Below are 23680 nucleotides of genomic sequence, written 5' to 3'. Positions count from 1 at the left end.
TAGCATTTATATTTGACTACGAAGCCTGCTGCCGTAAGTAGTTTTCGACCGTATTGATGATGGTATAAGTTTGTTGATCAACTTCGATATTTAGCGCATCACCAATTACAGCCTTACCAATATTGGTAATAGCTAATGTCTCTGGGATCAAATGCAGCCAAAAGCCCTGCTCATCGGTTTCACCGACCGTGAGACTAGCGCCATTGACTGATACAAAACCTTTATACATCAAATACTTTTGCCATTTACTTGGTAAGCACAACTGTATTTTACAATTATCTTGTGTATGAATAATATTTTCAATCTGGGCGGTGCAGTGAATGTGACCAGATACAATATGCCCACCTAACTCAGTACCAAAAGTCATAGAGCGCTCATAGTTAACGGTACTGCCAGCAATAAGCTTTCCTAAGTTAGTTAACTGTAATGTTTCGTCAATTACATCATAGTGAACCTGAGCAAGCGGTTGATCAGAGATATTTTCTACTTTAACAACCGTTAAACAGCAACCATTAATGGCAACGCTGGCACCTAACTCAAGTTTTGTAACATATTGCTTTGCTACAGCGAGCACTAAACGCATCACACCTTGCTGCTGGTTAGTGGAAATCACCGTCGCTTGTGTTTGCACAATTCCTGTAAACATAAATCAATTCACCTTTTATTACCTAAAGTAGATACTGTTCATATTATTTCACGCTTTAGTTTACCCGATCCACGTTATTATTACTGTAACCAATAACATTGACTCATCGCTATAATTTTTGATTCTGTGCTTTATCGATTACACTATCTGCCTCTTCAGTTTACGTAGTAAGTGATATGACTTTTTGTAGTTGGGAAGCCAAACGGTTAGTTTCTCTGGCAATCCCCGTTTTTTTAGCACAAGTAACCTTAGTTTTAATGTCGGTGGTCGACACCATCATGGCAGGACAAGTGAGTCCTACCGATTTAGCAGCATTGTCAATTGCAACCGGCGTATGGAACCCCGCCATGTTGGCTCTGCAAGGCATATTATTAGCCCTGACTGGCATAATTGCGCAATTTTCCGGCGCTAACGATAAAACCGGCATCAGCCATTACTTTCAACAAGGCTTGTACCTAGCTGGTGTATTGAGTGTTATCGGTTTATCTATTGCCTATTTTGCCGATATTATTATTCTCAAACTCGATACCAGCCCTGCTATCGCCAATATGGCCTATGACTATATTCATTTTGTAAAATGGGGCATTATTGGATTTTTAGTGTTCAGTGTTTATCGTAATATTACCGAAGGCATGGGGATGACAAAGCCGGCTTTTTATATCAGCTTAATTGGTTTAGCCATCAATATCCCAGCCAACTATGTGTTTATTCACGGTATGTTTGGTATGCCCGCACTCGGTGGTGCAGGCTGTGGGATTGCCACTGCATTGGTATTTACTGCCATGGCCATCGCACAAGTTATTTATTGCCAGTTAAGTAAAAAAGTAGATGCCAAAACATTATTAGCAAACTTTCAAGCACCGCAATTACCAACCATGTGGGCAATTACTAAGGTGGGCATACCAATCTCACTTGCTACATTTTTTGAAGTCACTTTATTTGCCTGTATTCCTTTATTCATTGCGCACTTAGGTGCGGTTGCGGTAGCCGGCCATCAGATTGCTGCAAGTGTCACAACCTTGCTGTTTATGATGCCGCTGAGTTTATCTATTGCGATCAGTATTCGGATTGGCAATTTATACGGCCAACATCATTTTGAGCAGCTTAAAAAGGCTATTTCAACAAGCTATATTCTAGCCATGATCATTGCCGTTATACTTGCTGCCATAACCTTCTTTGGCCGTGACGTGATCAGTCAACTTTATACAGATGATGCACGTGTTATTGCCTTAGCAACGTCAATCATGATTCTAGCGTGTATTTATCAACTACCTGATTCCTTACAAGTAGCTGCCAACGGTATATTAAGGGGTTTAAAACACACAGCACCGATTTCGTATATAACCTTTATATCTTACTGGTTGATTGGTTTTTCACTGGGTTTTGTTTTAGCACGCACCGATTTAATAGTGCCAGCAATGGGCCCGCATGGTTTTTGGGTAGGTATCATCGTCGGCTTAAGTGTAGCCGCAGTGTTATTAATGCTCACTGTCGCGAATAGATTCAAACATGAACCACTTAAAAGCGCTTAAAAAATCGCACCAACAAGGTAACCAAACGTCACGGTTTGGTTACCTTTGTAGTTTACTTTGCTGTTTACTGCTACTTTGTGCATGCACAGATAAACCCGCTGATGTGTATTTAGAATATCAGCAGCGGCTCGCGAATGCGTTAGACAAGCCAACTCCTGATACAGCAAAACTTACCAATGTTGCGCTATCAGCTGTTAGCAACAATAAACCAACAAATGCACAACAGTTGAGCATATTGCAACTGGCACAACTTTCACACTGTAAACTCAATACCCTTATTGCTGAACATAATAGTCAACTAGGAAAACTCGCCTCTCCTGCTAGCCAGTTAATATACCAGATTCAATTTATTCAATTTGCACCACAGTGCTTAGATAGTCTAGAACCTGATTCAAAAAGTTATCAAGCCATAAGTAACGAATTACATAATAAAAAACAACAGTTATTAGATCAGTTCAAGCAGCTACTTTATAAAGACCCAGAACTAAAACGCACATGGCAGCTAACCGGCTATACACTTGATACAAACTTAGCCGGCCTTGTAGAAACCGAACTTGCGCTGCAAAGCCTAGTGAATTTAAAACAGCAAATAATACAGCAGCAATATGCACAAATAGACTCTAAAGCGCTCTATCCGCTACTGGCGCAATTGCGCCAGTTTAACTTCAATCAAGCTTTAATAAGCGCAGTACGCCAACAAACACAGCTAAATAATAGTACTAGTAATTTTTTAGCGAATATTGAGCTAAGCACACTATGCAACCCGCTAAAAAATAAACGCCAAGCACAGATCCTCAGCAACGTATTCAAGAAGTATTACTTGCAGCAGTTACAACCCTATCAGGCTCAACTATCAGGTGCTTTAGAGCGCCTAATGCCGTTGTATCAAGCATTATGGCAAGACTCCAGCCCAATACAACCGCAACTAACGGCATTACTAAGCCCAGCACAGCCAAGTAATATACTCACAGCATTTAAAGAATCCACCAAAACACACGTTATTTGGTGGCAAAAATTTTATAAAACGTGTGAAATCAGCCCAATATGAATAAAAAAACGGCAAACGAACTAAAAAAAGCGTTTCTCGCTTGATTCACTTCAGCGCACGCTATATATTAGCGACCGTTGTTAAGCAATTAGCACAACTTAAATTTATGATACGACCGTAGCTCAGTTGGTTAGAGCACTACCTTGACATGGTAGGGGTCGGTGGTTCGAATCCACTCGGTCGTACCAAATTTAAGTAAATTTTAAATAAAAGTACTATTGTAAGAAAAAGCACTACCCACTCTTGATCACCCGGTCCTGAGGCCAGTAGTTCGAATCCACTCGGTCGTACCAAATTTAAGTAAAAGTCCCATTCAAATATATTGTACGACTGTAGCTCAGTTGGTTAGAGCACTACCTTGACATGGTAGGGGTCGGTGGTTCGAATCCACTCAGTCGTACCAATTCATAAATAGAAATTATATCAAGAAAAAGCACTACCTACTCTTAATCACCCGGTCCACAGGTCGCTGGTTCGAATCCACTCAGTCGTACCAATCTTAATCACTAAAATCCTCAATTCGTAAACCTTAGCTCAGTTGATTAGCGCACTACCTACTCTTGATCACCCGGTCCACAGGTCTGTGGTTCGAATCCACTCAGTCGTATCAATTCTGAATAAATAAATTAAAAAATGCCCGCCACGATTTGACTCTACACAGAAGATCAATGATTCAAATATTAAATACCCTGCTCTTTCCTTCGCCATACAAATGCGCTTGATTGCTTATTGAAAATAGTAACATTTTCATATTCATCACTTGCTCTGCCAGCTAAGCCATAGCATACATGCAGTGGTAATAGATGCTCTTCTCGCGGATGACAATAACGTGCATGAGGCGCTTTATGCCAGTTTTTCATCATTAAATTACGCTTTGGTTCAGGCAAGGTGTTATCACTTAAGGTCGATCGTAGCCACTGTTCAAATTCGTGGTTATTGATTTGGCTCTGCTGATTATCCTGCGCGAAAAATGCCTGCATGTTATGAAACGAAAAACCAGAGCCAATAACTAATAAGTTTTCATAATCCAAAGATTGCAACGCTTTACCGATTGCTAAGTGCTGTGCAGCATCTAAGTTATTCACTAGTGATAGTTGAATCGCGGGTATATCGGCTGCTGGGTACATTAATGTTAAAGGCACATACAAACCATGATCGTAACCGCGATGATGATCTAACTTCGCTTCAATACCAGCATGTTGTAACACTTGTTGTACTTTTTCAGCTAACTTGGGCTCTCCCTGACTTGGGTATTGCACTTGATAGGCAGCTGGCGGAAAACCATAATAATCGTAAATCATCCCCGGTGCTGCATTGGCAGTAATAGTCGCTACTGACTCTTCCCAATGAGCGCTAATTAATAAAATGGCACTTGGTTTTTTTAGCGTGCTTGCAAGTGATTTTAAATAAGCAACCAATTGTGTATGGTTTGGTTCATTTAACAGTGGCATTGGGCCGCCACCATGAGAGATAAATGCAATGTCTACATTATTCATAGTTACTCCAAACAAGCTCACTTAACATGAGCAAGTAAACCTTGATAGTTAAACTAACGCAAAGCTAAGACGCGGATTTATCCGTAATCCACGTCATTTCATAATAGTGATTAAACATGCTTGGACTGTAACTGCCTAGACGTTAATTTATTCGCTATAAAGTTATCAATACTAAAACGACCACCACCTTGTAATGTTAGCGCAATCAGTACTACAAACAGTGTCAGTGCATATTCGTAGCCGTTATTTGCCATAAACAAGCCATTGTCTATATGTACTGAAAAAATAGCCACTAGCATGGTAAATGCTGAAATAAGTGCAGCAGGACGCGTCAATAACCCAAGTAATAATGCTAAACCGCCAAAAAATTCAGCACTGCCTGCGAGTAATGCCATTAAATAACCTGGAGTAATACCGATACTCGCCATCCATTGACCTGTTCCTTCCAGACCATAACCACCAAACCAAGCAAACAATTTTTGTGATCCATGTGCAGCTAAAATCAAACCAATTGGCGCGCGAAGTATTAAAGCGGCAAGTCCTGCATCTGATTTTAGTATCGTGTTTATTAGTTTCATTATTTGTTCCTCTTTAGCAAAGTATTTATTTACGTTTTAATTAGACCCTGTTGGGATAAGTACACTTTACTATCAATGTCATGGCGGAGTAAGATGACAAATAAAGAATGATTAACAACAAAATGTTGTTAATAAATTTAAATATGAGAAAAATTATGGATAGAATTGATGCAATGCGGGCCTTTGTATCTGTGGTGATCGAAGGTGGTTTTAGCAATGCAGCAACAACCTTACAACTTTCACCACAATTGGTTAGTAAGTACGTTTCTAAACTAGAAGAACGCCTTGCTGTACGGTTACTTAATCGCACTACCCGTAAAGTGAGCCTCACAGAAGCTGGCACTCATTATTTTCAGCATGCGCAACAGATATTGTTAAGCATTGATGAAATGGATTCACAATTAGGGGGCTTACAGCAGCACCCAACCGGAACTCTGAGAATAAGTGCTCCGGTGTCGTTCGCGTTAAAACACATGGGTAAATTAGTGACTGAGTTCCAATCACATTACCCTTTTGTTAATGTTGATTTGCAACTGAACGACCGCAAAGTTGACATTGTTGATGAAGGTTATGATGTAGCACTGCGTATTGGTCGACTCAAAAGTTCGTCTTTGATTGCCAAGCAGGTCGCGCCCATTAGATTAATTTTATGTGCCTCACCTGACTACCTTGAAAAACATGGTACTCCTGAAAAACCTGAAGATCTAAAAAACCACCGATACTTGCATTATAGCTACACAGAAATGGATACTAAAGACGAAATATATCAGTGGTTACGGGTAAAAAATACGCAACGTAGTAGCGAGTTTCAAAGTAATAATGGGGATGTATTAGTTGATTGTGCTATCGCCGGTGCAGGGATCGCATTACAGCCTACATTTATCGCCAGTGAAGCCATTAATAGTGGCAAGTTGATCGAAGTTTTACCTCAATTTGCAACGGGATCTGTTGGTTTATATGTTGTTTATGCCCACCGAAAATTACTACCACATAAAATCAGGTGTTTTATTGATTTTATTAACGGATACTATGGTACGCCGCCATATTGGGACAAAGCAATCGTTTAATCAGTAAAGCCAAACCGCAGTGTAAGCATAATTAAACTGCGTTTTGACGCACCTAAAATTAACGCAAAATCACCAGCGGCAGTTGGGTGTTTTCTATCATTTTTAGGGTATTACTGCCCAAAAAAGCATGTGCTATTTTTGAATGCGAAAAGGCCCCCATCACCAGCATTTCTATTTCATTTTTAGCTTTATATGCCATTAAAGAACTAAAAATATTACCTTCTAAAATACTTGATTTGACTTCAAAACCACTTTCAATAAGCAACGCTTCGGTGCGTTTAAATTTTTCCAACAAATCATGTTTGCCATTTTCTACAGTCACTAAATGACACGTTAAATGATGCAACAAGCCACCAGCAATAATCTGTTTAACCATTTTATCTGCTGTTTCTCGTCCATCATAAGCAAGCATAAAGTTGTTCGGCTCACTAAAGTGACGATTGGCAATTAAAATAGGTGTATGAACATGGCGAATAACCTGCTCAATATGCGACCCAATAGCTTTAAAATTCTGTTCGTGAGTTTTACCGCTTCGGCCAATAACAATCAGTCGCGCTGCATCTTCAAGGTCGCAAATTGCCTCAACAATACCGCTATGGCGCTGCTTACTTTCAATTGACTTACACCCTTGTTGGCTAGCAAATACACTCGCGTGATCTAACATTTCTTTGCCTATTTGCAATGCTAATTTACTGCGTTGCTCATCCAGTGTCGCCATCTCTGATAATAATGATGTAGTTGCACCAAAACCAATTATGCCACTTAAGTCGTCAATCACAGCAGCGTTTTGTTTTTCTATGGCATGCAAAAATAGCATCGATTTATTAAGTTTCTTGGCCGCCCAAATCCCCGCCTTACACACATCATCTGTGTAAACTGAGCCATCTATACAAGTAATAATTTTATTCATTGTGTTCTCCTTAATGGCCTGCCATGAGTTTTTCAACTTCTTCAGGGTCATTGTGAACGCCAAATTTGTCAACAATCGTTGCTGTCGCGTCGCTCATACCAATAATCTCGACCTCTGCACCTTCGCGTCTAAATTTAATCACAACTTTATCAAGCGACGACACTGCCGTAATATCCCAAAAATGCGAATGGGTTAAGTCAATCACTACTTTAGCAACGACCTCTTTAAAGTCAAACGACTCAAGAAACTGCTCTGAGGATGCAAAAAACACCTGTCCAACAACCTGATATACTCGTTCATTAGCAGATGATTGCGCTGGCTTTACAACCATAAAACGACCAATTTTATTGGCGAAGAATAGTGTCGCCAATAGCACACCGACCAATACTCCCATGGCCAAGTTATGCGTTGCGACAACAACAACGACCGTGGCAACCATTACGATGTTACTTGATAATGGGTTTTTCTTTAAATCTCGCAGTGAACTCCAAGAAAAGGTGCCTATCGACACCATTATCATCACGGCAACCAATGCCGCCATTGGGATTTGCTTTAGCCATTCATCTAAAAACACCACCATAAGTAGCAGAAAAGTACCCGCGGTAAAACTTGATAAGCGGCCACGGCCCCCTGATTTTACATTAATGATCGACTGGCCAATCATCGCACAGCCGGCCATTCCTCCCATTAAACCTGAACCTATGTTCGCGATCCCTTGACCTTTACATTCACGATTTTTATCACTAGCGGTATCGGTTAAGTCGTCAACAATTGTCGCTGTCATCATCGACTCCAATAAACCAACGACAGCAAGGCCAAATGAATAAGGAAGAATTATTAGCAGTGTGTCGAGGTTAAAAGGCACATCAGGCCATAAAAATATTGGTAAGGTATCTGGTAACTGGCCCATATCGCCAACAGTTCGAATCTCAAGTCCTACCAACATTGCAACCAAAGTTAAAACCACGATACACACTAGTGGTGATGGAATTGTTCTGCCTATCACCGGTAAGTAAGGGAATAAATAAATGATCCCAAGACCCGCAGCCGTCATCGCATAGACATGCCATGTTACATTCGTCAGCTCCGGCAGCTGTGCCATAAAGATAAGAATTGACAACGCATTTACAAAGCCTGTAACCACGGAGCGAGACACAAAGCGCATTAAACTCCCCAGTTTTAAATAGCCTGCAATAATTTGTATCACACCGGTGAGTAATGTCGCTGCCAAAAGGTATTCTAAACCATGCTCTTTAACTAAGGTAACCATCAGTAAAGCCATAGCGCCAGTAGCGGCAGAAATCATCCCTGGTCGTCCACCCACTATCGAAATAACCACGGCAATACAAAATGAAGCATACAAACCGACTTTAGGATCCACGCCCGCTATAATAGAAAAAGCAATCGCTTCTGGTATTAGCGCAAGCGCCACCACAGTACCTGCTAATAAGTCCCCTCGGATGTTAAAAAGCCAATCTCGTTTTATTTTTTCTAACATAAAAAACCTTGTCATGTAGTTAACATTAACGCGCATACAGCAGTCAATAAAACACCGACAATGCTTTACTAAACGATGACAACCGCATTTTCATTAATGTTTTTTTATTTATTAAAACGGCACATAAATGCCTACCAATGTTTGGTATATAGGTATCACGCAGCGGTGATTTAGAGGAGGAATAACTTAGGGCGGCGTTAAACGCAAAACATTGTTCCTTATGTAGAATGAATAAATTATCGTCTTTATTCTTGCATCTAACGTATTTTTAAGCAAGCCAAGTAACTTTTGTGTAGGCGCTGATAGCTGCTGTTACTCCTTACCTTGCCAATAAAAACACATAAAAAACATGCCATCATTTACCCGTTCCTTTTCAAACGGCTGCAACGATAAACATTGCCAATGCATTTTAGTTATCGTCTTTTTAAGTTGTTAAATGCATATATGCGACTAAGCTTTAGTAATAATTACGAAAACTTATCAAATAAATGAAAAAGTACTTAGTCTTTTTATTGTTATTTTGCGGGTTCACACAGGCAACTATGACCCCTGTTAGTTACCAAGTGGGTAAGCAAACAATCATTGCGCCAGCAGTACGATATGAATATGGTTATGCCTATAACATTGGTGGCAAAAGGCTTTTAAAACTAGTCACGTTAAATTGGGCTCCTTATATCGATGAATCATTGTGCAACAATGGCTGGCTGTTTCAATTAACCGTTAAACTGTTGCTGCAAAAAGGCTATGGTGTGCATATTGAATTTTTTCCATGGGCGAGAGCGGTTAGAGCAGCCGAGTTAGGAAAAGCGGATATTTTATTTCCCGAGTATTTTATTGATGATGCCATTATGTCAGATAATAGGCCGAGTAAAACACGCAATGATTTACTGGCTTTATCCTCAGCAGTTCCTGGTGGTAATTTGTCACTGATCGCACTCAGAGGTAATAACTCAAACTATAACGGCAGTTTAGAGTCAATAAAAGATCAAATTATTGGTGTGGTCCGATCATATAAAAACACCCCTGAACTCGATGAGCTGATTGATTCAAAAAAAATTAATACCATTATTGCCAATAATGAGTATCAGCTAATTCATTTACTAATGAGCCTGAGAGTCAACCTGATTGTAGCCGATTATGATGTGTTAATTGCCAGTATTGAAAAATCTGTCGCTTCAGCAAAAGAAAAGCAACAAATGAAAAACGCTCTGGTTCCATTATCCCCTGCTCTCGCTTACAAACCATTGTATTACATGGTAAGTAAAGCAAATCCACAGTGGCAGGAAATTTTAGCCGATCTCAATAACGAGATAAGTAAAATGAAAGAGCAAAGAACACTTTTAGCCTATATCGAAAAAAATAAGCAACAGTGTAGCCGATAATAGTAAAGCGCTTAAATATTAGCAAATAAGCGCCTTTATACTACTAAAACAACGACTCAAATGTCCCATCAGGAAATAATATACCAGGCACCCCTCTTACCGCTGTTACATCTGCGATTTGTGTATCGCCAAAATATAATCCACCACTGTAGTTGCGACCTTTTTGCTTAACATCTAACCAGCGACCTTGAGCACCGTGGATCACAGCATTAATATTATTGCCTACTGTACGTAAGTTAATTTCAAGTGCTCTATTCTTTAGCCGTAAGGCAATCTCTGCATTGGTAATATCAGCTAAACGATTCAAACGACCAACATAAGCAAACTGAAAATCCGGTGCGCCATTTAATGGCGTTATCAATTGCACAGCAAATGCAAGATTCTGTGTAGCTTCATTTATAAATGGCGTTGCTTCGATTGCTTGTAAGTTAAACTGTGTCGTTTGATTTTCACTAACAAGCTGACCTTTAAAGTCAAAACCAGATACCACTGTCACAAGCTCTTCAAAAGGAGTAACGAAGCGATCGGCGTTTAGCTTTATGTCACCTGTTAACACACCGCTATTGGCGTTTTCTAATGATACCGTTGTCTCTATATTCAGCTGCCCGGTTGTTTCACTTTGATCATTTGAAAATGGATCGTCAGTACCATCAAACGACAGCACTAAATCACTCACATCGGCGTTTAGTTGAGTATCTTGGCCTATCACTTTAGCACTCATAATACCGGAGACTTTATTACCCAACAGTCCACTTACTTGCCATTGTGGAATATTCAAATCTAGTTGTACGTCATGATCATCATACTGGCCACTAATAGCCCAAGAATAAGGGGATTGTTGGTAGTTTATTGTCAGTCCCTGTAAATTATAAACACCTGCGTCGGTATTATTTAATGGCGAAAAATTATAGAGCACGTCATAAAGCACATTCCCTAAAACGATAATAGCTTGTTGCGAGTCTTCGCCTAATATTGTTTCAAATTCAGTCAGCTTTTGTTTGAGCTCATCACTGTACGTTTGCTCTTGTAAGCGTGCCACACCTATTATATTACGCACATCTTCGAGTAACTCACGAGAGTGTAATTGCTCTTCATCTCGTTCTTGTGGCGAAATATTGCTAGCACTCCCAATCATAACGAGCTGCTGTTTGACCTCTCCAACGACGGATTGTAATAATTGATTACCATCTTCATTAAGTAAATTCTCTGACACATAGCGATCTGCAAAAGTACGATAAAGTGGCAAACTTGCTAACTGGGCCTGTTGTTCTACCACCGTATTATTGGCTGTATTTAAGCTCGCCTCGATATCCGCAGCTCTTTTTAAGATCACACCAAAAGTCAGTGCATTAGTAAGCACCTCAGCTTCAAGGTTGTCATTTAGTTGGCTGTGAGTAAGGTGATAAAAAGGTGTCGCACTCAAGCTCTGCGTGGTTATGCTTATGTCTAAGTTATTGTCGCTAATCACTGAGCTGATCGGTGATAAATAGACCTTATTTTCGCCCGGAGCTGCAAAAAAATCAGCACGGTAACTTAATGTCATATCCATCACTTCTTGATAATCAATACGACGATTGGCATTCCCATCATTCGGATTATTTCGGACTGTGCGACCACAACCTGCAAAACTTGGACATGTTAACGTCGTTGCATTTGAGGTAAATTCAACATGATGAAAATTTAAAGTTGTGGCTGATAAAGTAACATCGTTAATATCTGCAACGTCAATATTTTTTATAGAGCCCGTGTTATCATTGATGATCGTTAATGTACCCGCAGTGGATTGCCAAGGAGCAATATAAAAGCTTACCGTAGAAGACGTTTCCAGCATGGCCGGTAAAGTATCTGCTGTGCCATTATCTGATGAGCCACCACAACCAACTAATGACATAAGTAAACTAACTGATATAAGTTTTTTAAACATCACAAGTCCTTAAAACGCTAACTTCAGGTACCAATTTACATTGGCATAATACGCTTTATCAATATCGAGATTATCAGTCTGTATATTGAAACCAAAATAATCGTTCTCGATACCAAGCAAAAATGCTTCACTTTTTATTTCATAACCACCAATTACTGCCCAATGATCCCAAAAGTGCATGCGTGCTTTTAATTGAGAAAACGTATCTTGATCAAATTGTTTAACCATCAGCTCAGTAGAAAACAAATCGTTAATGCGATAATCTGCATAAACTTTGATACGCACCGGCATATCAAATTTATGCGTGACTTCGTTGTCATACTCAGACGTTGCTAAGCGTACTGTTGGCTCAGTGACAATATCCCCATCATCGTTTTCAGTAAACGGGACCTCTGTTGTATAACCATTTGCAAAACCGCTTTTTTCATACTCAGTTTCATACAGTAAGTCTTGTGCAAGTAGCCCAACGCTTAAATCATGGTTTATTTTCCAATTAACGGCTAAATCAACGCTGTACCCTAAGCCGGATGGGTTCTCATCTGGAGTAAATCGCTTAAATAAAATATCTTTCGAAAAATAAGAGTCGACCGTTAATGCGCCTTGGATCTCATCACTATAAACTGTGCCTTCGACTTTCAGATCTTGAAAATGCGTACTAGCAAAAACCGTTAATTTAGGCGTTATTGTTAATGCGTCAGAGTCTAAAAATTTGAAATCATATGAAACAAACAACCCATTGGTGGTTGATTGCTTACCGTCTAGGTAATAAACATAATTTCTATCTTCAAAAGGCAGGTCATTTTTTTCAGTATGCAAATAACGCGCGGTATCCGCATCAAAGCTTAAAACATAATCAAAGCGGCTTTGATAACCGACTTTAAAATTTCCATAGCCAACACCAAACTCAAAAACATTATAAGTAAAGGCGCTATCACCGGATGTTAATGGAGCATCAAAATCATCTATAAATGCTTTAACTGGTTGGGTCTCTGTGTACACTTCTGAATCGAATGTGGTAAAGACTTGAAACTGCTCTGCAGCGTAACTAATAGGGGTAATTAAAAAAGCGGAAAATCCTAACGTGAGAATTTTTTTTTTCATACTTATTTCACTTGTTATTATTTTAGCTAAGAGGGAGAGTACTCTCCCTCTTAAAGTTACTTTTACTTAGACGAATCTAAGAAAGTAATATCTGTGTAATCGATGACTTCGCCATCATAATATTTAACAGATATACCATTTGTTATTTCTGTAACCTGTCCGAATTCCGTAATCATATTATTGAAATTAGCATTAACAGACCCAGAGAAATCTTCACCATCTCGAGCGCCAATGAACAACTCGTAACCAAACCCATTATGTAATTGAATTTCTAATCCGTAAAGGTCTTCTTGATAGTTACCATCAATAGAAATAGTTGCGGTAAAGTTAAGGCCTGAAGTTAATCCTGAAGCCGTAATTGCAGCTATACTAGAAGAGTCGGTTCCTGCTAATGAAAGTGTACCCACAAAACCAGAATCACCATCAATTATTTCGACTCTGCTCCAACCATTTACAGCCAATACAGTTCCATCAATAGCCGTATCTGAGTTAACTTCTTCCTCAAAGTCAATTGCTAAACATGAGTCAGATTGCTCTGTTGAGATTACGCCATAGTAAGCATCAACACAATCTTCTAAAGCATCACTCATGTTAGCTAGTGTTTCGATTTTAATAACCGCACCATCTTCGCTTTTTATCATACCACCAAAAGCAAAAATAAGTGCTTTGTTGTTGATGGAGCCATTCACAGTAACCTTTTCGCCTGTTACTGTATTCATAAGATCCAGCTCTAAATCATCTTTATCAAAACTGTAAGTCCAAGCTGGATAGCGAGTTGAAACCACATCAACTCCTTCATCGCCATAATCCCATGCTTCAGTCAATACGTCGTAGATTACTTCTGAAATATCAAATAAAGCTTGGCCACCAGTTTTAGTTATAAGCGTAGCACTACGCGCTTGTTCTGTTCCTGCTTTTACCTTAACTAACAGCTCAAACTTAGCAATTGTGGATTTAGCATTTGTTTCAAGAGTTGTAGCTGTTGTAAGAGCAGTAGCGGCTTTATCTGCAAGTTCAGTTGCAAACGCAGTACTTAATTTTGCAGCTGCTGATAATTCAGCGGCCATTGTTTTATCAATTTCTTCGGAAGCAATCGCCGCTAACGATGCAGCAGCAGTTTCAGCTTGGTCAGCAGCACTGGCAAGTTCATTTGCTTTAGTACTAAGAGCCATAGCCTGGATAATTGCAGATTGTGCCGATGCAAGAGCAGCTACAGCATTTTCTTTTGTATCAAGCATTGCTGCATCAACAGCCATCATAGCCGTCGATAAATCGGCTTGAGCAACCATTGCAGCTGAATCAGCTGAACCTAGTGAGGCATTGGCAACACTAGCATTATTTTTGGCAACATCTAGTGCTAATTCAAATGCTGCTACAGCCTCATTAGAACGTGCTTCTTCTTCTGCAATACCTTTAATTAACGTAACAACGGCAGAAAGTTGTGCTGTTATGGCATTGACTAACACATCTGATTTATCTGTTAGTTGCTGATATTCATCCCCTAAACCTGCGGCAGTGCTGGCAATTGAAGTGGCTGAATTAAGCGCAGCAGAAAGCTCTACTTGCAATTGGCTATACGCTACTTTATTACCCGATAAAGTGAATACTGCTGAACTATAAGCGAGTACTTTATCCGTTGTATCTAAACCTGCATCCCCCAATTCTTTAACTGTATTGAGTTCAGTCACGCCCTTAGAAACGGAAGTTGTAGCAGTTGCTAATGCGCTAGTGATAGTTGTTATTTGTGATTCTAATTCTGCAGCTACTTTAGCTACAAAGTCATCACCAGCATCACAGTTATCTTCACAGCCAATCTTCTCTAATGCTTTTTTTACTTCTTTTGCGGTTTCATTTAAATCTTTATCTAAGCCTTTTTCTTTTGCTTTTGCTTGCACATCTTCAACAGCTTTAGTGGCTTTATCTTTGAGTTTTGCAATCTCATCAGGATCGGTAATACCTAAGTTTTCAGCAACTTTAGTAAATGCTTCATCAATGCCTTCACCTGTTACTACTGCGGCAAAAATAAGGCTAGTATTCTCAACGGCTTTTTGTAGTTCAGCTGCAATCTTTTGGACAATTTCATTGTCACTGTTGCTTACTTTGCCTTCTTTAACCGCGGCAGACAAACTTGCAATCAGGTCTTTTAATGAGCCATTGGCACCCGCCCCAGCAACAGACTGCAATGAAACGGCAGTTTGAACTAATGCCAAAGTACCTGCATCCAGTGAATCACCTTCGCCAATATCACTGAAGTCAACCGCACCACCAAGAGAAATATCACCAAGTAAAGAAGCTGCTTTAATTGCGGTATCAGGGCCTAATATTTGAATTAATGTTTTTAAACTTGCCGCTGCAACTGCTTCATCGGAGACTGTTGAACCATCTTTAGCGCCATCTAACAATATTTTTGCTGCAATACTTGTATAAAGAGTCACATTAGCAAAGTACTGCTGTGCACCACTCCCATCACCTTCCGCAAAATTAATACCACGAGCACTTGCAGGCGCTACTGGCGCTTTAATAAACTTAACAACCTGTAGTTCAAGATCGTCTTTGTACCATTCGCCAAAATCAATCGCAGTATCACCATTATTTATCATCCCAGCGTCTTCAGATGCTGCTGGGGCTTCATCATAGCTGCCACAACCAGTAAATGAATCACATTTAACCATACTGTCATCATCTTCTTTCGACGTACTCACCGTAATATAAAGTGCTCCCGTAAAGCCGTCTTCAAGGTAAATATTATAGGCACCCGTGATTGATGTCATTGTCTCAGTTGGATTAGCTGCCGCAACCATTGCCTGTGCTTTGGCATCAGCATCAGCTTGAGAAGTCGTCGATTCTGCAGTATAGCTTGCATCAGACGCAGCCTCTAAACGATACGCAACGGGAACAGGTTCACCCGAGTCATCGACTGTAGAGACTGTCACTACAGCATTTTTTAACGAACCTTTTACCGCTTTCCCAGATACTTGGGTATTAAAATTAGTGCTGACTTCGCCTTTATATACTGTAACTGGGTCAGGCTTGTTATAGTTATTATCATTATCTGAACCACAACCAGTTAGGCCGAGAGTCAATGCAACCGAGGCTGCAATTGGGGTAAATTTAATTATTCTTTTCGCCATGAAAATCTCCTTGAGTGCTTGTTAGCAAATAGCATTACTGAAATCGTAGCCTATATTAATATCAACAGTCATTTAAGTTAAAATTATGTATCAAACCGTATCAAGTTAACGCAATAAGCTACTTTGTTATTACATGTTATCAACTTACCACCAATATATGACAATTTATGGAAAAATGTAATTTTAATTACACCTGTAAATAATCAACTGACAGGCTCAAAGAATTTATATATCCAGTAAGAAAATAAAAAATAAAAACATTTAAAAACAAGTCTTTAATTATTTTTCATTTGTTTTTTAATTGATTGGGGAACAGATAAGAGATGAAATGTTAACCTAAAGATGTAAAATCACGCAAATCCATTTACATTCATTCACATAAATAAGAGAGGAAAAGTAACTTAGCAGTCACTTTTCGTTTTATTACATTAATTAATTCGCCTCAGGTACTCGGACAACGCCTTCCATTAGCACACGAGCACTGCGACTCATACTGGCCTTGGTAACCTGCCACTTACCGTTTTGAAGTATCGCTTGCGCGCCTACAGTTAATGTACCTGACGGATGGCCAAAATTAACTTCGCTCAACTGACCGCCACCAGCTGCAAGATTAACGAGCGATCCTGCTATCGCAGCTGCGGTGCCGATTGCAACAGCGGCAGTACCCATCATGGCATGATGAAGTTTCCCCATCGACATGGCACGTACCAGTAGGTTGATATTATCACTGTGAATTTCTTTACCGCTTGAAGCTAGGTATGTCATTGGTTTATTAATAAATGCCACTTTTGGTGTATGTTGACGCGCTGCCGCCTCACTAATATGAGCGATCAAGCCCATTTTAACTGCCCCATGCGCTCTAATAGACTCAAGCTTAGCTAATGCTTGTTCGTCATTATTTATATCATCTTGAAGTTCAGTGCCGGTATAGCCGATATCTGCTGCATTAACAAAAATAGTAGGGATACCCGCGTTGATCATAGTGGCTCTAAGTACACCAAACTCAGGGACTGCTAGTTCATCGACCACATTGCCTGTTGGAAATAGCGCTCCATCGCCATCCGCTGGCTCAATGAACTCTAATTTCACCTCAGCGGCGGGAAATGTCACCCCGTCGAGTTCAAAGTCACCCGTTTCTTGTACTTCACCGTTGGTCATTGGCACATGCACTAAAATGCTTTTTTTAATATTAGCTTGCCAAACTCGCACTATAGCCACACCGTTTTCTGGAATACGGCTAGCATCAACAAGACCATTACTAATTGCAAATGCGCCAACTGCAGAAGTTAAATTGCCGCAGTTTCCGCTCCAATCAACAAACGCTTTATCAATAGCAACTTGGCCAAATAAGTAATCAACATCGTGATCAGCTTGCTCACTTTTACTTAAAATAACGGTTTTACTGGTACTAGAAGTAGCCCCCCCCATACCATCGGTTTGTTTGCCATATGGATCTGGGCTACCAATCACTCGCAGCAATAAATTATCTCGCACAGAACCTGCCACTTGTGCAGCCTCTGGTAAATCGCTGAGATTAAAGAATACCCCTTTACTAGTGCCACCGCGCATGTAGGTGGCAGGTACTTTAATTTGTGGTTTAAATGTCATAGCTGTTTTCCTTATACACTTTGCGTGGCTTCTAAAAAGTCTTGAGCAAAGCGTTGTAATACGCCACCTGCAGCATAAATGGATAGTTCTTCTTGAGTATCAATACGGCACTTTGTTGGCACATTTAATACTTCACCATCAGTGCGGGTAATCGTTAAATTAACGCTCGCACCTGGTGTTAATTCACCAGTTACATCGTAACTTTCACTACCATCTAGCTTAAGCGTTTTACGGGTGGTGCCCGCTTTAAATTCCAGCGGTAATACCCCCATACCAATTAAGTTAGTACGGTGTATACGCTCAAAACCTTCTGCAGCAATAACTTCAACGCCTGCTAAACGCACGCCTTTGGCTGCCCAATCACGAGAAGAACCTTGGCCATAGTCAGCTCCTGCAACAATAATTAATGGTTGTTTGCGCTGCATATAGGTTTCGATTGCTTCCCACATCCGAGTAACTGTGCCCTCAGGCTCAATACGGGCATATGAGCCTTGTTTCACTTCGCCATTTTCAATCACCATTTCATTAAGTAATTTAGGATTAGCAAAGGTTGCACGTTGTGCAGTTAAATGGTCGCCGCGGTGCGTTGCATACGAGTTAAAGTCTTCTTCTGGCACACCCATATGCGTTAAGTACTCACCTGCTGCACTACTGGCCATAATTGCATTTGACGGTGATAAATGATCAGTTGTGATGTTATCGCCAAGTACCGCTAATGCGCGCATACCTTTCATGGTACGCTCACCAGCGAGTGCGCCTTCCCAATATGGCGGGCGGCGAATATAAGTACTTTGTGGGCGCCAATCGTAAAGTGGGTCGTTATCTTCACCGTAATCAACGGTTAAATTAAACATCGGCTCGTAAACCTTCTTATACTGCTCAGGTTTTACGCTTTGTTTAATCACTGCATCAATCTCTTCATCTGATGGCCAAATATCTTTTAAGGTTACGTCATTGCCCTGCAGGTCTTGTCCGAGTACGTCTTTTTCAATATCAAAACGAATAGTTCCTGCAATGGCATAGGCAACTACTAATGGCGGAGACGCTAAAAATGCTTGCTTAGCGTATGGGTGAATACGGCCATCAAAATTACGATTACCAGAGAGCACTGCCGTGGCGTATAGGTCGCGATCAATCACTTCTTGTTGAATAACGGGATCAAGCGCGCCACTCATACCGTTGCAGGTAGTGCACGCAAAGCCAACAATACCAAAACCAAGTTGCTCTAATTCTGACAGTAATTTGGCATCTTCAAGATACGATTGCACTGTTTTTGAACCCGGTGCTAATGAGGTTTTAACCCATGGCTTGCGAGTTAAGCCCTTCGCATTTGCATTACGCGCAATAAGACCAGCTGCAATGACGTTACGTGGATTACTGGTATTCGTACAACTAGTGATAGCAGCAATAATACAGGCACCGTCCGGCATTAAACCATCTTCATTTTCAACAACCCCAGAGATCCCCTGCACTGCCAAATCACTGGTTGAAACACGGCGATGCGGATTTGACGGTCCAGCAATATTGCGGCCAACGCTTGATAGATCAAATTTTAATACCCGATCGTACTGCGCTGTTTTTAGGCTGTCGCTCCACAGACCGGTAGTTTTTGCGTAATTTTCAACTAAGGCAATTTGCTCTTCTTCACGTCCTGTTAGGCGTAAGTAATCAATGGTCATCTGGTCGATATAAAACATCGCTGCGGTGGCACCAAATTCTGGTGTCATATTTGAGATAGTAGCGCGATCGCCTAATGTCAATGCATCTGCGCCTTCACCATAAAACTCTAAATAGCTTGATACGACACGCTGGCCACGTAAAAACTCAGTGATCGCAAGCACGATATCCGTTGCTGTAATACCCGGTTGACGTTTGCCACTGAGTTCAACACCAATTATATCAGGCAAACGCATATAAGAGGCGCGGCCAAGCATCACGCTTTCGGCTTCAAGGCCGCCAACACCTACTGCAATGACACCTAACGCATCAACATGCGGTGTGTGGCTATCAGTACCGACTAAGGTATCAGGAAAAGCAATCCCATCGCGGCTTTGGATCACCGGCGACATTTTCTCAAGGTTGATTTGATGCATAATGCCGTTACCCGGTGGGATCACATCAATATTTTTAAACGCAGTTTTGGTCCAATTAATAAAGTGGAAACGGTCATCGTTACGTCTATCTTCAATAGCGCGGTTTTTTTCAAAAGCATCAGGATCAAACCCAGCGTATTCAACGGCTAATGAGTGATCAACAATCAACTGTGTTGGTACTACTGGGTTAACTTTAGCTGGATCGCCGCCTTTGGCCGCAATGGCATCACGCAAGCCAGCTAAATCAACCAGTGCTGTTTGTCCCAAAATATCGTGACAGACTACGCGCGCGGGATACCAAGGGAAATCTGAATCTTGTTTGCGTTCGATAAGCTGCGACAGAGCTGCGGTTAGCATTTGCGGCTCGCAGCGGCGTACTAAATTCTCTGCTAAAACACGTGATGTATAGGGTAAGGCTGCGTACGCACCAGCCTTAATTTCATCAATTGCTGCTTGGGTGTCAAAATAATCGACATTAGAGTTAGGTAAGGGTTTTCTGTATTTAGTATTGTTTATGATAGTCATTACAAGACTCGCTAATTTGGTGACGGTGGTCGCACACGTATAGCGTGTTTAAGGGATGTATGAAAAAAGAGGCCTTAAAAACTATGCGCTAGTGGCAATGTGCAAAAAAATAAAAGGTGAGCGTATTTTCGCCCACCTTTAATAGTCTTAACGTGATTCGATTGGCGTATAACTACGCGCTTCTGGCCCAGTGTAATCTGCACTTGGGCGAATAATACGGTTATTAGCGCGTTGCTCTTTTACGTGTGCGGTCCAGCCTGTTACACGGCTCATAACAAAAATAGGGGTGAATAACTTAGTTGGAATGCCCATAAAGTGATACGCCGATGCATGGAAAAAGTCTGCGTTACAAAATAACTTCTTCTCACGCCACATAATTTCTTCGCAGCGCACTGATACTGGATAAAGTACCTCGTCACCTAGCTCTGCAGCGAGTTTTTCAGACCACTTTTTAATGATCACATTACGTGGATCTGATTCGCGATAGATTGCGTGACCAAAGCCCATAATTTTATCTTTACGCTCCAGCATGCCCATGATTTCTTGCTCTGCATGGTCTGCATCTTTAAAGCCTTCAATCATATCCATTGCCGCTTCATTCGCGCCGCCATGTAATGGGCCACGTAACGTACCAATGGCACCTGTTACACAAGAGTGAATGTCAGATAATGTCGATGCACAAACGCGACCAGTAAAGGTTGAGGCATTAAATTCATGCTCTTCATATAAAATCAGTGATACATTCATCACTTGAGCAAATAACTCTGATGGCGCTTTATCATGTAGTAGCGTTAAAAAATGCGCGCCAACTGAGTCATCATCAGTTTGTGTTTCAATACGCACACCGTCGTGAGTAAAACGATACCAGTAACAAATAATGCTTGGGAATACCGCAACCATACGGTCAATGGCATCATTAGCCTGACTAAAATCATGCTCCATTTCAAGGTTACCTAGCATAGAGCAACCTGTACGCATAACATCCATTGGGTGCGCGTCTTTTGGAATGTTTTCAAGTACAGTTTTCAGTGCCGGTGGTAAACCACGTAAACTTTTTAGTTTAGCTTTGTATTCGCTAAGCTCTGCAGAGGTCGGTAATTCACCGCGCGAAAGCAGGAAAGATACTTCTTCAAACTGCGCTTTTTCAGCAAGCTCTGCAATGTCGTAACCACAATACGTTAAGCCTGAACCGGTTTGCCCTACTGTACAAAGTGCTGTTTGGCCTGCTACTTGTCCGCGAAGTCCTGCGCCGCCTAATGCTTTATCTACCATGATGTGTCTCCTGTTGAATTTATTATTATTTATCAGATTTTGCTGAAAAAAGGTTATCGAGTGTATTTTCATACGAGTGATAATCTAAAAAGTCATAAAGCTCAGCACGTGTTTGCATATTTTCAATTTGGCTCTGTTGAGACCCTTCATTTAAAATTGCTGAATAGACGTTAAGTGCCGCTTTATTCATTGCTCTGAACGCGCTGAGTGGGTAAAGCACCATTTCTACGCCTACATCACTTAGTTGCTCTTTAGTATAAATTGGCGTTTGGCCAAACTCAGTAATGTTGGCCAAAATAGGCACATTAATCGCTTTGGTAAAGGCTTGATAGTCGGCAAGATCGTGTACGGCTTCTGCAAAAATAGCATCGGCACCAGCTTCAACACAGGCTGCTGCACGTTCAATCGCGGCATTTAAGCCTTCTTTTTGAAACGCATCAGTACGCGCCATAATGTAAAAGTCACTGTCAGTTTTAGCATCAACAGCCGCTTTAATACGGTCAACCATCTCGCTTTGCGAGACAATTTCTTTGTTCGGGCGATGGCCGCACCGCTTTTGCGCTACTTGATCTTCAATATGAAACCCCGCCGCGCCGGCTTTGGTCATCTCTTTGACTGTCCGAGCAATATTAAATGCTCCACCCCAACCAGTATCGGCATCAACAAGTAATGGTAAATCGCTGGCACCTGTGATACGGCGAATATCTTCCAAAACATTATCAAGACTGGTCATCCCCAAATCAGGCATACCAAATGAAGCATTCGCGACACCTGCACCTGAAAGGTAAATTGCTTGATGACCCATTTTTTCAGCCATCATCGCCGTGTAAGCGTTGATTGTGCCGACGACTTGTAATGGATGATTATTGGCAATCGCCTGTTTAAATTTTAATCCTGCTGACATTACATTCTCCTAACTTTGAACGGGGTTGCTTTATGACAACTTATATTTTTTAATGGTTTAATATGACGTTTTTACTGCTCCGCGCGCTCATTTTGCGCGGCATGTAAATTAAACTTCGTTTGTATATTGGCTTGCGATGCACTGATATGGCGCTTCATCAATAACTCAGCTAATTCTCCATCATGGTTTTCAATCGCATTAATAATGGCTAAGTGCTCATCAAACGCTTTTGATACGCGAGGCCCAACCATACCCATTTGCACACGATACATACGAATTAACTGATAAAGTCCGTTACTCAATAAGTGAATAAGGTGGTCGTTTTTACTGCCTTTAATAATGCGATAATGAAAATCCAGATCGCCGGCTTCTTGATAGTAAGATTCACCCTCTTTTACACGTTGTGTTTTCAGATGCTGATTAAGTAATTGCTTTAAACTTTGTACTTCATCGGGTGCCATATTGTCGGCAGCTAAACGACACGCTAAACCTTCAAGCGCACTGCGAACTTGATATACTTCTATTAAACGTTCAGCTGTAAGTGCCACAACACGACAACCCACATTCGCTTTACGCTCAACTAAATAACAACTTTCAAGGCGGTTAAGCGCTTCACGAAGCGTTGCACGGCTTACACCATAACGCTTTGCCAGTTCTGGCTCGGATATCTTGCTACCTTGAACAATACTGCCTTCGACAATTTCTCGACGCATATCCACAAATACCTGATCTGAGGCGGTAGTAATAGGTGTTTCACTAAAAGCATCTTGCGTCATTATTCACCTTTCCAAGATTGTCGACAATTTACGGATACACTATGGTCTTTAGCTGTAAATGTGTCAACCCTAAATCAGTAAAAACTGCGTTTTAAAACGGCTATTGTCGACATAAGTATAATAAATAATGTTTAAAAACACTTAAAACACACATTTATGCACCAAGTGTCGACAGGTTTGCATACTTTA

General features: G+C 40.8%; 17 protein-coding genes and 2 tRNA genes. 6 read left to right on the top strand and 13 right to left on the bottom strand.

The genetic code is table 11. From position 1 onward, the window contains the following. Window positions 1–16: 16 nt before the first annotated feature. A complete protein-coding gene (locus H5200_RS02075) occupies window positions 17–646 on the bottom strand; it encodes a riboflavin synthase subunit alpha (RefSeq protein WP_182760821.1) in 630 nt (209 codons plus the stop codon). Window positions 647–822: 176 nt separating this feature from the next. On the opposite strand from H5200_RS02075, the gene H5200_RS02070 reads away from it, so the two are divergent. The 4 genes from H5200_RS02070 to H5200_RS02055 all read left to right on the top strand — a co-directional run bounded on the left by H5200_RS02070 (window position 823) and on the right by H5200_RS02055 (window position 3629). Further along, window positions 823–2178 (top strand): MATE family efflux transporter, encoded by a 1356-nt coding sequence (locus H5200_RS02070; protein ID WP_149982349.1) that lies wholly within the window; start codon window positions 823–825, stop codon window positions 2176–2178. Then, window positions 2156–3226, top strand: a complete 1071-nt coding sequence (locus tag H5200_RS02065) for a DUF3080 family protein (protein WP_149982350.1) — start codon at window positions 2156–2158, stop codon at window positions 3224–3226. Before H5200_RS02070 ends, H5200_RS02065 begins: the two co-directional genes overlap by 23 nt. Before the next feature lie 111 nt (window positions 3227–3337). Next, window positions 3338–3414: transfer RNA gene (locus H5200_RS02060), tRNA-Val, on the top strand. Window positions 3415–3552: 138 nt separating this feature from the next. Beyond that, window positions 3553–3629: transfer RNA gene (locus tag H5200_RS02055), tRNA-Val, on the top strand. Window positions 3630–3906: 277 nt separating this feature from the next. Here H5200_RS02055 and H5200_RS02050 read toward each other — a convergent pair. Then, window positions 3907–4722, bottom strand: a complete 816-nt coding sequence (locus H5200_RS02050; RefSeq protein WP_259399160.1) for a class III extradiol ring-cleavage dioxygenase — start codon at window positions 4720–4722, stop codon at window positions 3907–3909. 110 nt (window positions 4723–4832) lie between these two features. After that, window positions 4833–5300 carry a DoxX family protein gene (locus H5200_RS02045; RefSeq protein ID WP_145233063.1) on the bottom strand — a complete coding sequence of 156 codons (468 nt, stop codon included), beginning with the start codon at window positions 5298–5300 and terminating at the stop codon, window positions 4833–4835. A 155-nt stretch (window positions 5301–5455) separates the two neighbouring features. Here H5200_RS02045 and H5200_RS02040 point away from each other — a divergent pair, with 155 nt between their 5' ends. Next, window positions 5456–6367, top strand: a complete 912-nt coding sequence (locus H5200_RS02040; protein WP_182760820.1) for a LysR family transcriptional regulator — start codon at window positions 5456–5458, stop codon at window positions 6365–6367. A 58-nt stretch (window positions 6368–6425) separates the two neighbouring features. On the opposite strand, the gene H5200_RS02035 is transcribed toward H5200_RS02040, so the two are convergent. Beyond that, window positions 6426–7277 carry a universal stress protein gene (locus H5200_RS02035; RefSeq protein WP_182760819.1) on the bottom strand — a complete coding sequence of 284 codons (852 nt, stop codon included), beginning with the start codon at window positions 7275–7277 and terminating at the stop codon, window positions 6426–6428. 10 nt (window positions 7278–7287) lie between these two features. Beyond that, complete coding sequence (locus H5200_RS02030; RefSeq protein WP_182760818.1) at window positions 7288–8775, bottom strand: SulP family inorganic anion transporter; 1488 nt, start codon at window positions 8773–8775, stop codon at window positions 7288–7290. 542 nt (window positions 8776–9317) lie between these two features. On the opposite strand from H5200_RS02030, the gene H5200_RS02025 reads away from it, so the two are divergent. Further along, window positions 9318–10157, top strand: a complete 840-nt coding sequence (locus H5200_RS02025; RefSeq protein WP_259398518.1) for an ABC transporter substrate-binding protein — start codon at window positions 9318–9320, stop codon at window positions 10155–10157. A 43-nt stretch (window positions 10158–10200) separates the two neighbouring features. Here the strand turns inward: H5200_RS02025 and H5200_RS02020 are convergent, their stop codons facing one another. The 8 genes from H5200_RS02020 to H5200_RS01985 form a co-directional block, all read right to left on the bottom strand. Continuing rightward, entirely contained in the window at window positions 10201–12081 is a 1881-nt protein-coding gene (locus H5200_RS02020) for a hypothetical protein (protein WP_182760817.1), read from the bottom strand. Window positions 12082–12090: 9 nt separating this feature from the next. Further along, a complete protein-coding gene (locus H5200_RS02015) occupies window positions 12091–13182 on the bottom strand; it encodes a hypothetical protein (protein ID WP_182760816.1) in 1092 nt (363 codons plus the stop codon). Between the two features lie 62 nt (window positions 13183–13244). Continuing rightward, window positions 13245–16313, bottom strand: coding sequence for a hypothetical protein (locus tag H5200_RS02010; RefSeq protein WP_182760815.1), 3069 nt, complete (start codon window positions 16311–16313; stop codon window positions 13245–13247). Window positions 16314–16745: 432 nt separating this feature from the next. Next, a complete protein-coding gene (gene prpF, locus H5200_RS02005) occupies window positions 16746–17921 on the bottom strand; it encodes a 2-methylaconitate cis-trans isomerase PrpF (protein ID WP_182760814.1) in 1176 nt (391 codons plus the stop codon). Between the two features lie 11 nt (window positions 17922–17932). After that, on the bottom strand, window positions 17933–20539 hold the full coding sequence (acnD, locus tag H5200_RS02000; RefSeq protein ID WP_182760813.1) for a Fe/S-dependent 2-methylisocitrate dehydratase AcnD: 2607 nt from the start codon (window positions 20537–20539) through the stop codon (window positions 17933–17935). 147 nt (window positions 20540–20686) lie between these two features. Beyond that, window positions 20687–21811 carry a 2-methylcitrate synthase gene (gene prpC / locus H5200_RS01995; protein ID WP_182760812.1) on the bottom strand — a complete coding sequence of 375 codons (1125 nt, stop codon included), beginning with the start codon at window positions 21809–21811 and terminating at the stop codon, window positions 20687–20689. A gap of 25 nt (window positions 21812–21836) precedes the next feature. Next, window positions 21837–22715 carry a methylisocitrate lyase gene (gene prpB, locus H5200_RS01990; protein WP_145233598.1) on the bottom strand — a complete coding sequence of 293 codons (879 nt, stop codon included), beginning with the start codon at window positions 22713–22715 and terminating at the stop codon, window positions 21837–21839. 71 nt (window positions 22716–22786) lie between these two features. Next, complete coding sequence (locus H5200_RS01985; protein ID WP_145233596.1) at window positions 22787–23491, bottom strand: GntR family transcriptional regulator; 705 nt, start codon at window positions 23489–23491, stop codon at window positions 22787–22789. Between the last annotated feature and the right edge of the window lie 189 nt (window positions 23492–23680).

Source organism: Pseudoalteromonas sp. SG43-7, from assembly GCF_014164295.1.
Taxonomy (GTDB): domain Bacteria; phylum Pseudomonadota; class Gammaproteobacteria; order Enterobacterales; family Alteromonadaceae; genus Pseudoalteromonas; species Pseudoalteromonas rhizosphaerae.
The sequence above is the reverse complement of the archived record's forward strand: the minus strand, read 5'-3'. Positions and strand labels throughout refer to the sequence as shown.

What these genes read in the sequence shown, in the direction of transcription:
- H5200_RS02065 (WP_149982350.1), top strand. Translation starts at nt 2,156, where the DNA reads ATGAACCACTTAAAAGCGCTTAAAAAATCGCACCAACAAGGTAACCAA.
- H5200_RS01985 (WP_145233596.1), bottom strand. Translation starts at nt 23,491, where the DNA reads ATGACGCAAGATGCTTTTAGTGAAACACCTATTACTACCGCCTCAGAT.
- H5200_RS02075 (WP_182760821.1), bottom strand. Translation starts at nt 646, where the DNA reads ATGTTTACAGGAATTGTGCAAACACAAGCGACGGTGATTTCCACTAAC.
- acnD (WP_182760813.1), bottom strand. Translation starts at nt 20,539, where the DNA reads ATGACTATCATAAACAATACTAAATACAGAAAACCCTTACCTAACTCT.
- H5200_RS02035 (WP_182760819.1), bottom strand. Translation starts at nt 7,277, where the DNA reads ATGAATAAAATTATTACTTGTATAGATGGCTCAGTTTACACAGATGAT.
- H5200_RS02030 (WP_182760818.1), bottom strand. Translation starts at nt 8,775, where the DNA reads ATGTTAGAAAAAATAAAACGAGATTGGCTTTTTAACATCCGAGGGGAC.
- prpC (WP_182760812.1), bottom strand. Translation starts at nt 21,811, where the DNA reads ATGGTAGATAAAGCATTAGGCGGCGCAGGACTTCGCGGACAAGTAGCA.
- H5200_RS02070 (WP_149982349.1), top strand. Translation starts at nt 823, where the DNA reads ATGACTTTTTGTAGTTGGGAAGCCAAACGGTTAGTTTCTCTGGCAATC.
- H5200_RS02040 (WP_182760820.1), top strand. Translation starts at nt 5,456, where the DNA reads ATGGATAGAATTGATGCAATGCGGGCCTTTGTATCTGTGGTGATCGAA.
- H5200_RS02020 (WP_182760817.1), bottom strand. Translation starts at nt 12,081, where the DNA reads ATGTTTAAAAAACTTATATCAGTTAGTTTACTTATGTCATTAGTTGGT.
- H5200_RS02050 (WP_259399160.1), bottom strand. Translation starts at nt 4,722, where the DNA reads ATGAATAATGTAGACATTGCATTTATCTCTCATGGTGGCGGCCCAATG.
- prpF (WP_182760814.1), bottom strand. Translation starts at nt 17,921, where the DNA reads ATGACATTTAAACCACAAATTAAAGTACCTGCCACCTACATGCGCGGT.
- H5200_RS02010 (WP_182760815.1), bottom strand. Translation starts at nt 16,313, where the DNA reads ATGGCGAAAAGAATAATTAAATTTACCCCAATTGCAGCCTCGGTTGCA.
- H5200_RS02025 (WP_259398518.1), top strand. Translation starts at nt 9,318, where the DNA reads ATGACCCCTGTTAGTTACCAAGTGGGTAAGCAAACAATCATTGCGCCA.
- H5200_RS02045 (WP_145233063.1), bottom strand. Translation starts at nt 5,300, where the DNA reads ATGAAACTAATAAACACGATACTAAAATCAGATGCAGGACTTGCCGCT.
- H5200_RS02015 (WP_182760816.1), bottom strand. Translation starts at nt 13,182, where the DNA reads ATGAAAAAAAAAATTCTCACGTTAGGATTTTCCGCTTTTTTAATTACC.
- prpB (WP_145233598.1), bottom strand. Translation starts at nt 22,715, where the DNA reads ATGTCAGCAGGATTAAAATTTAAACAGGCGATTGCCAATAATCATCCA.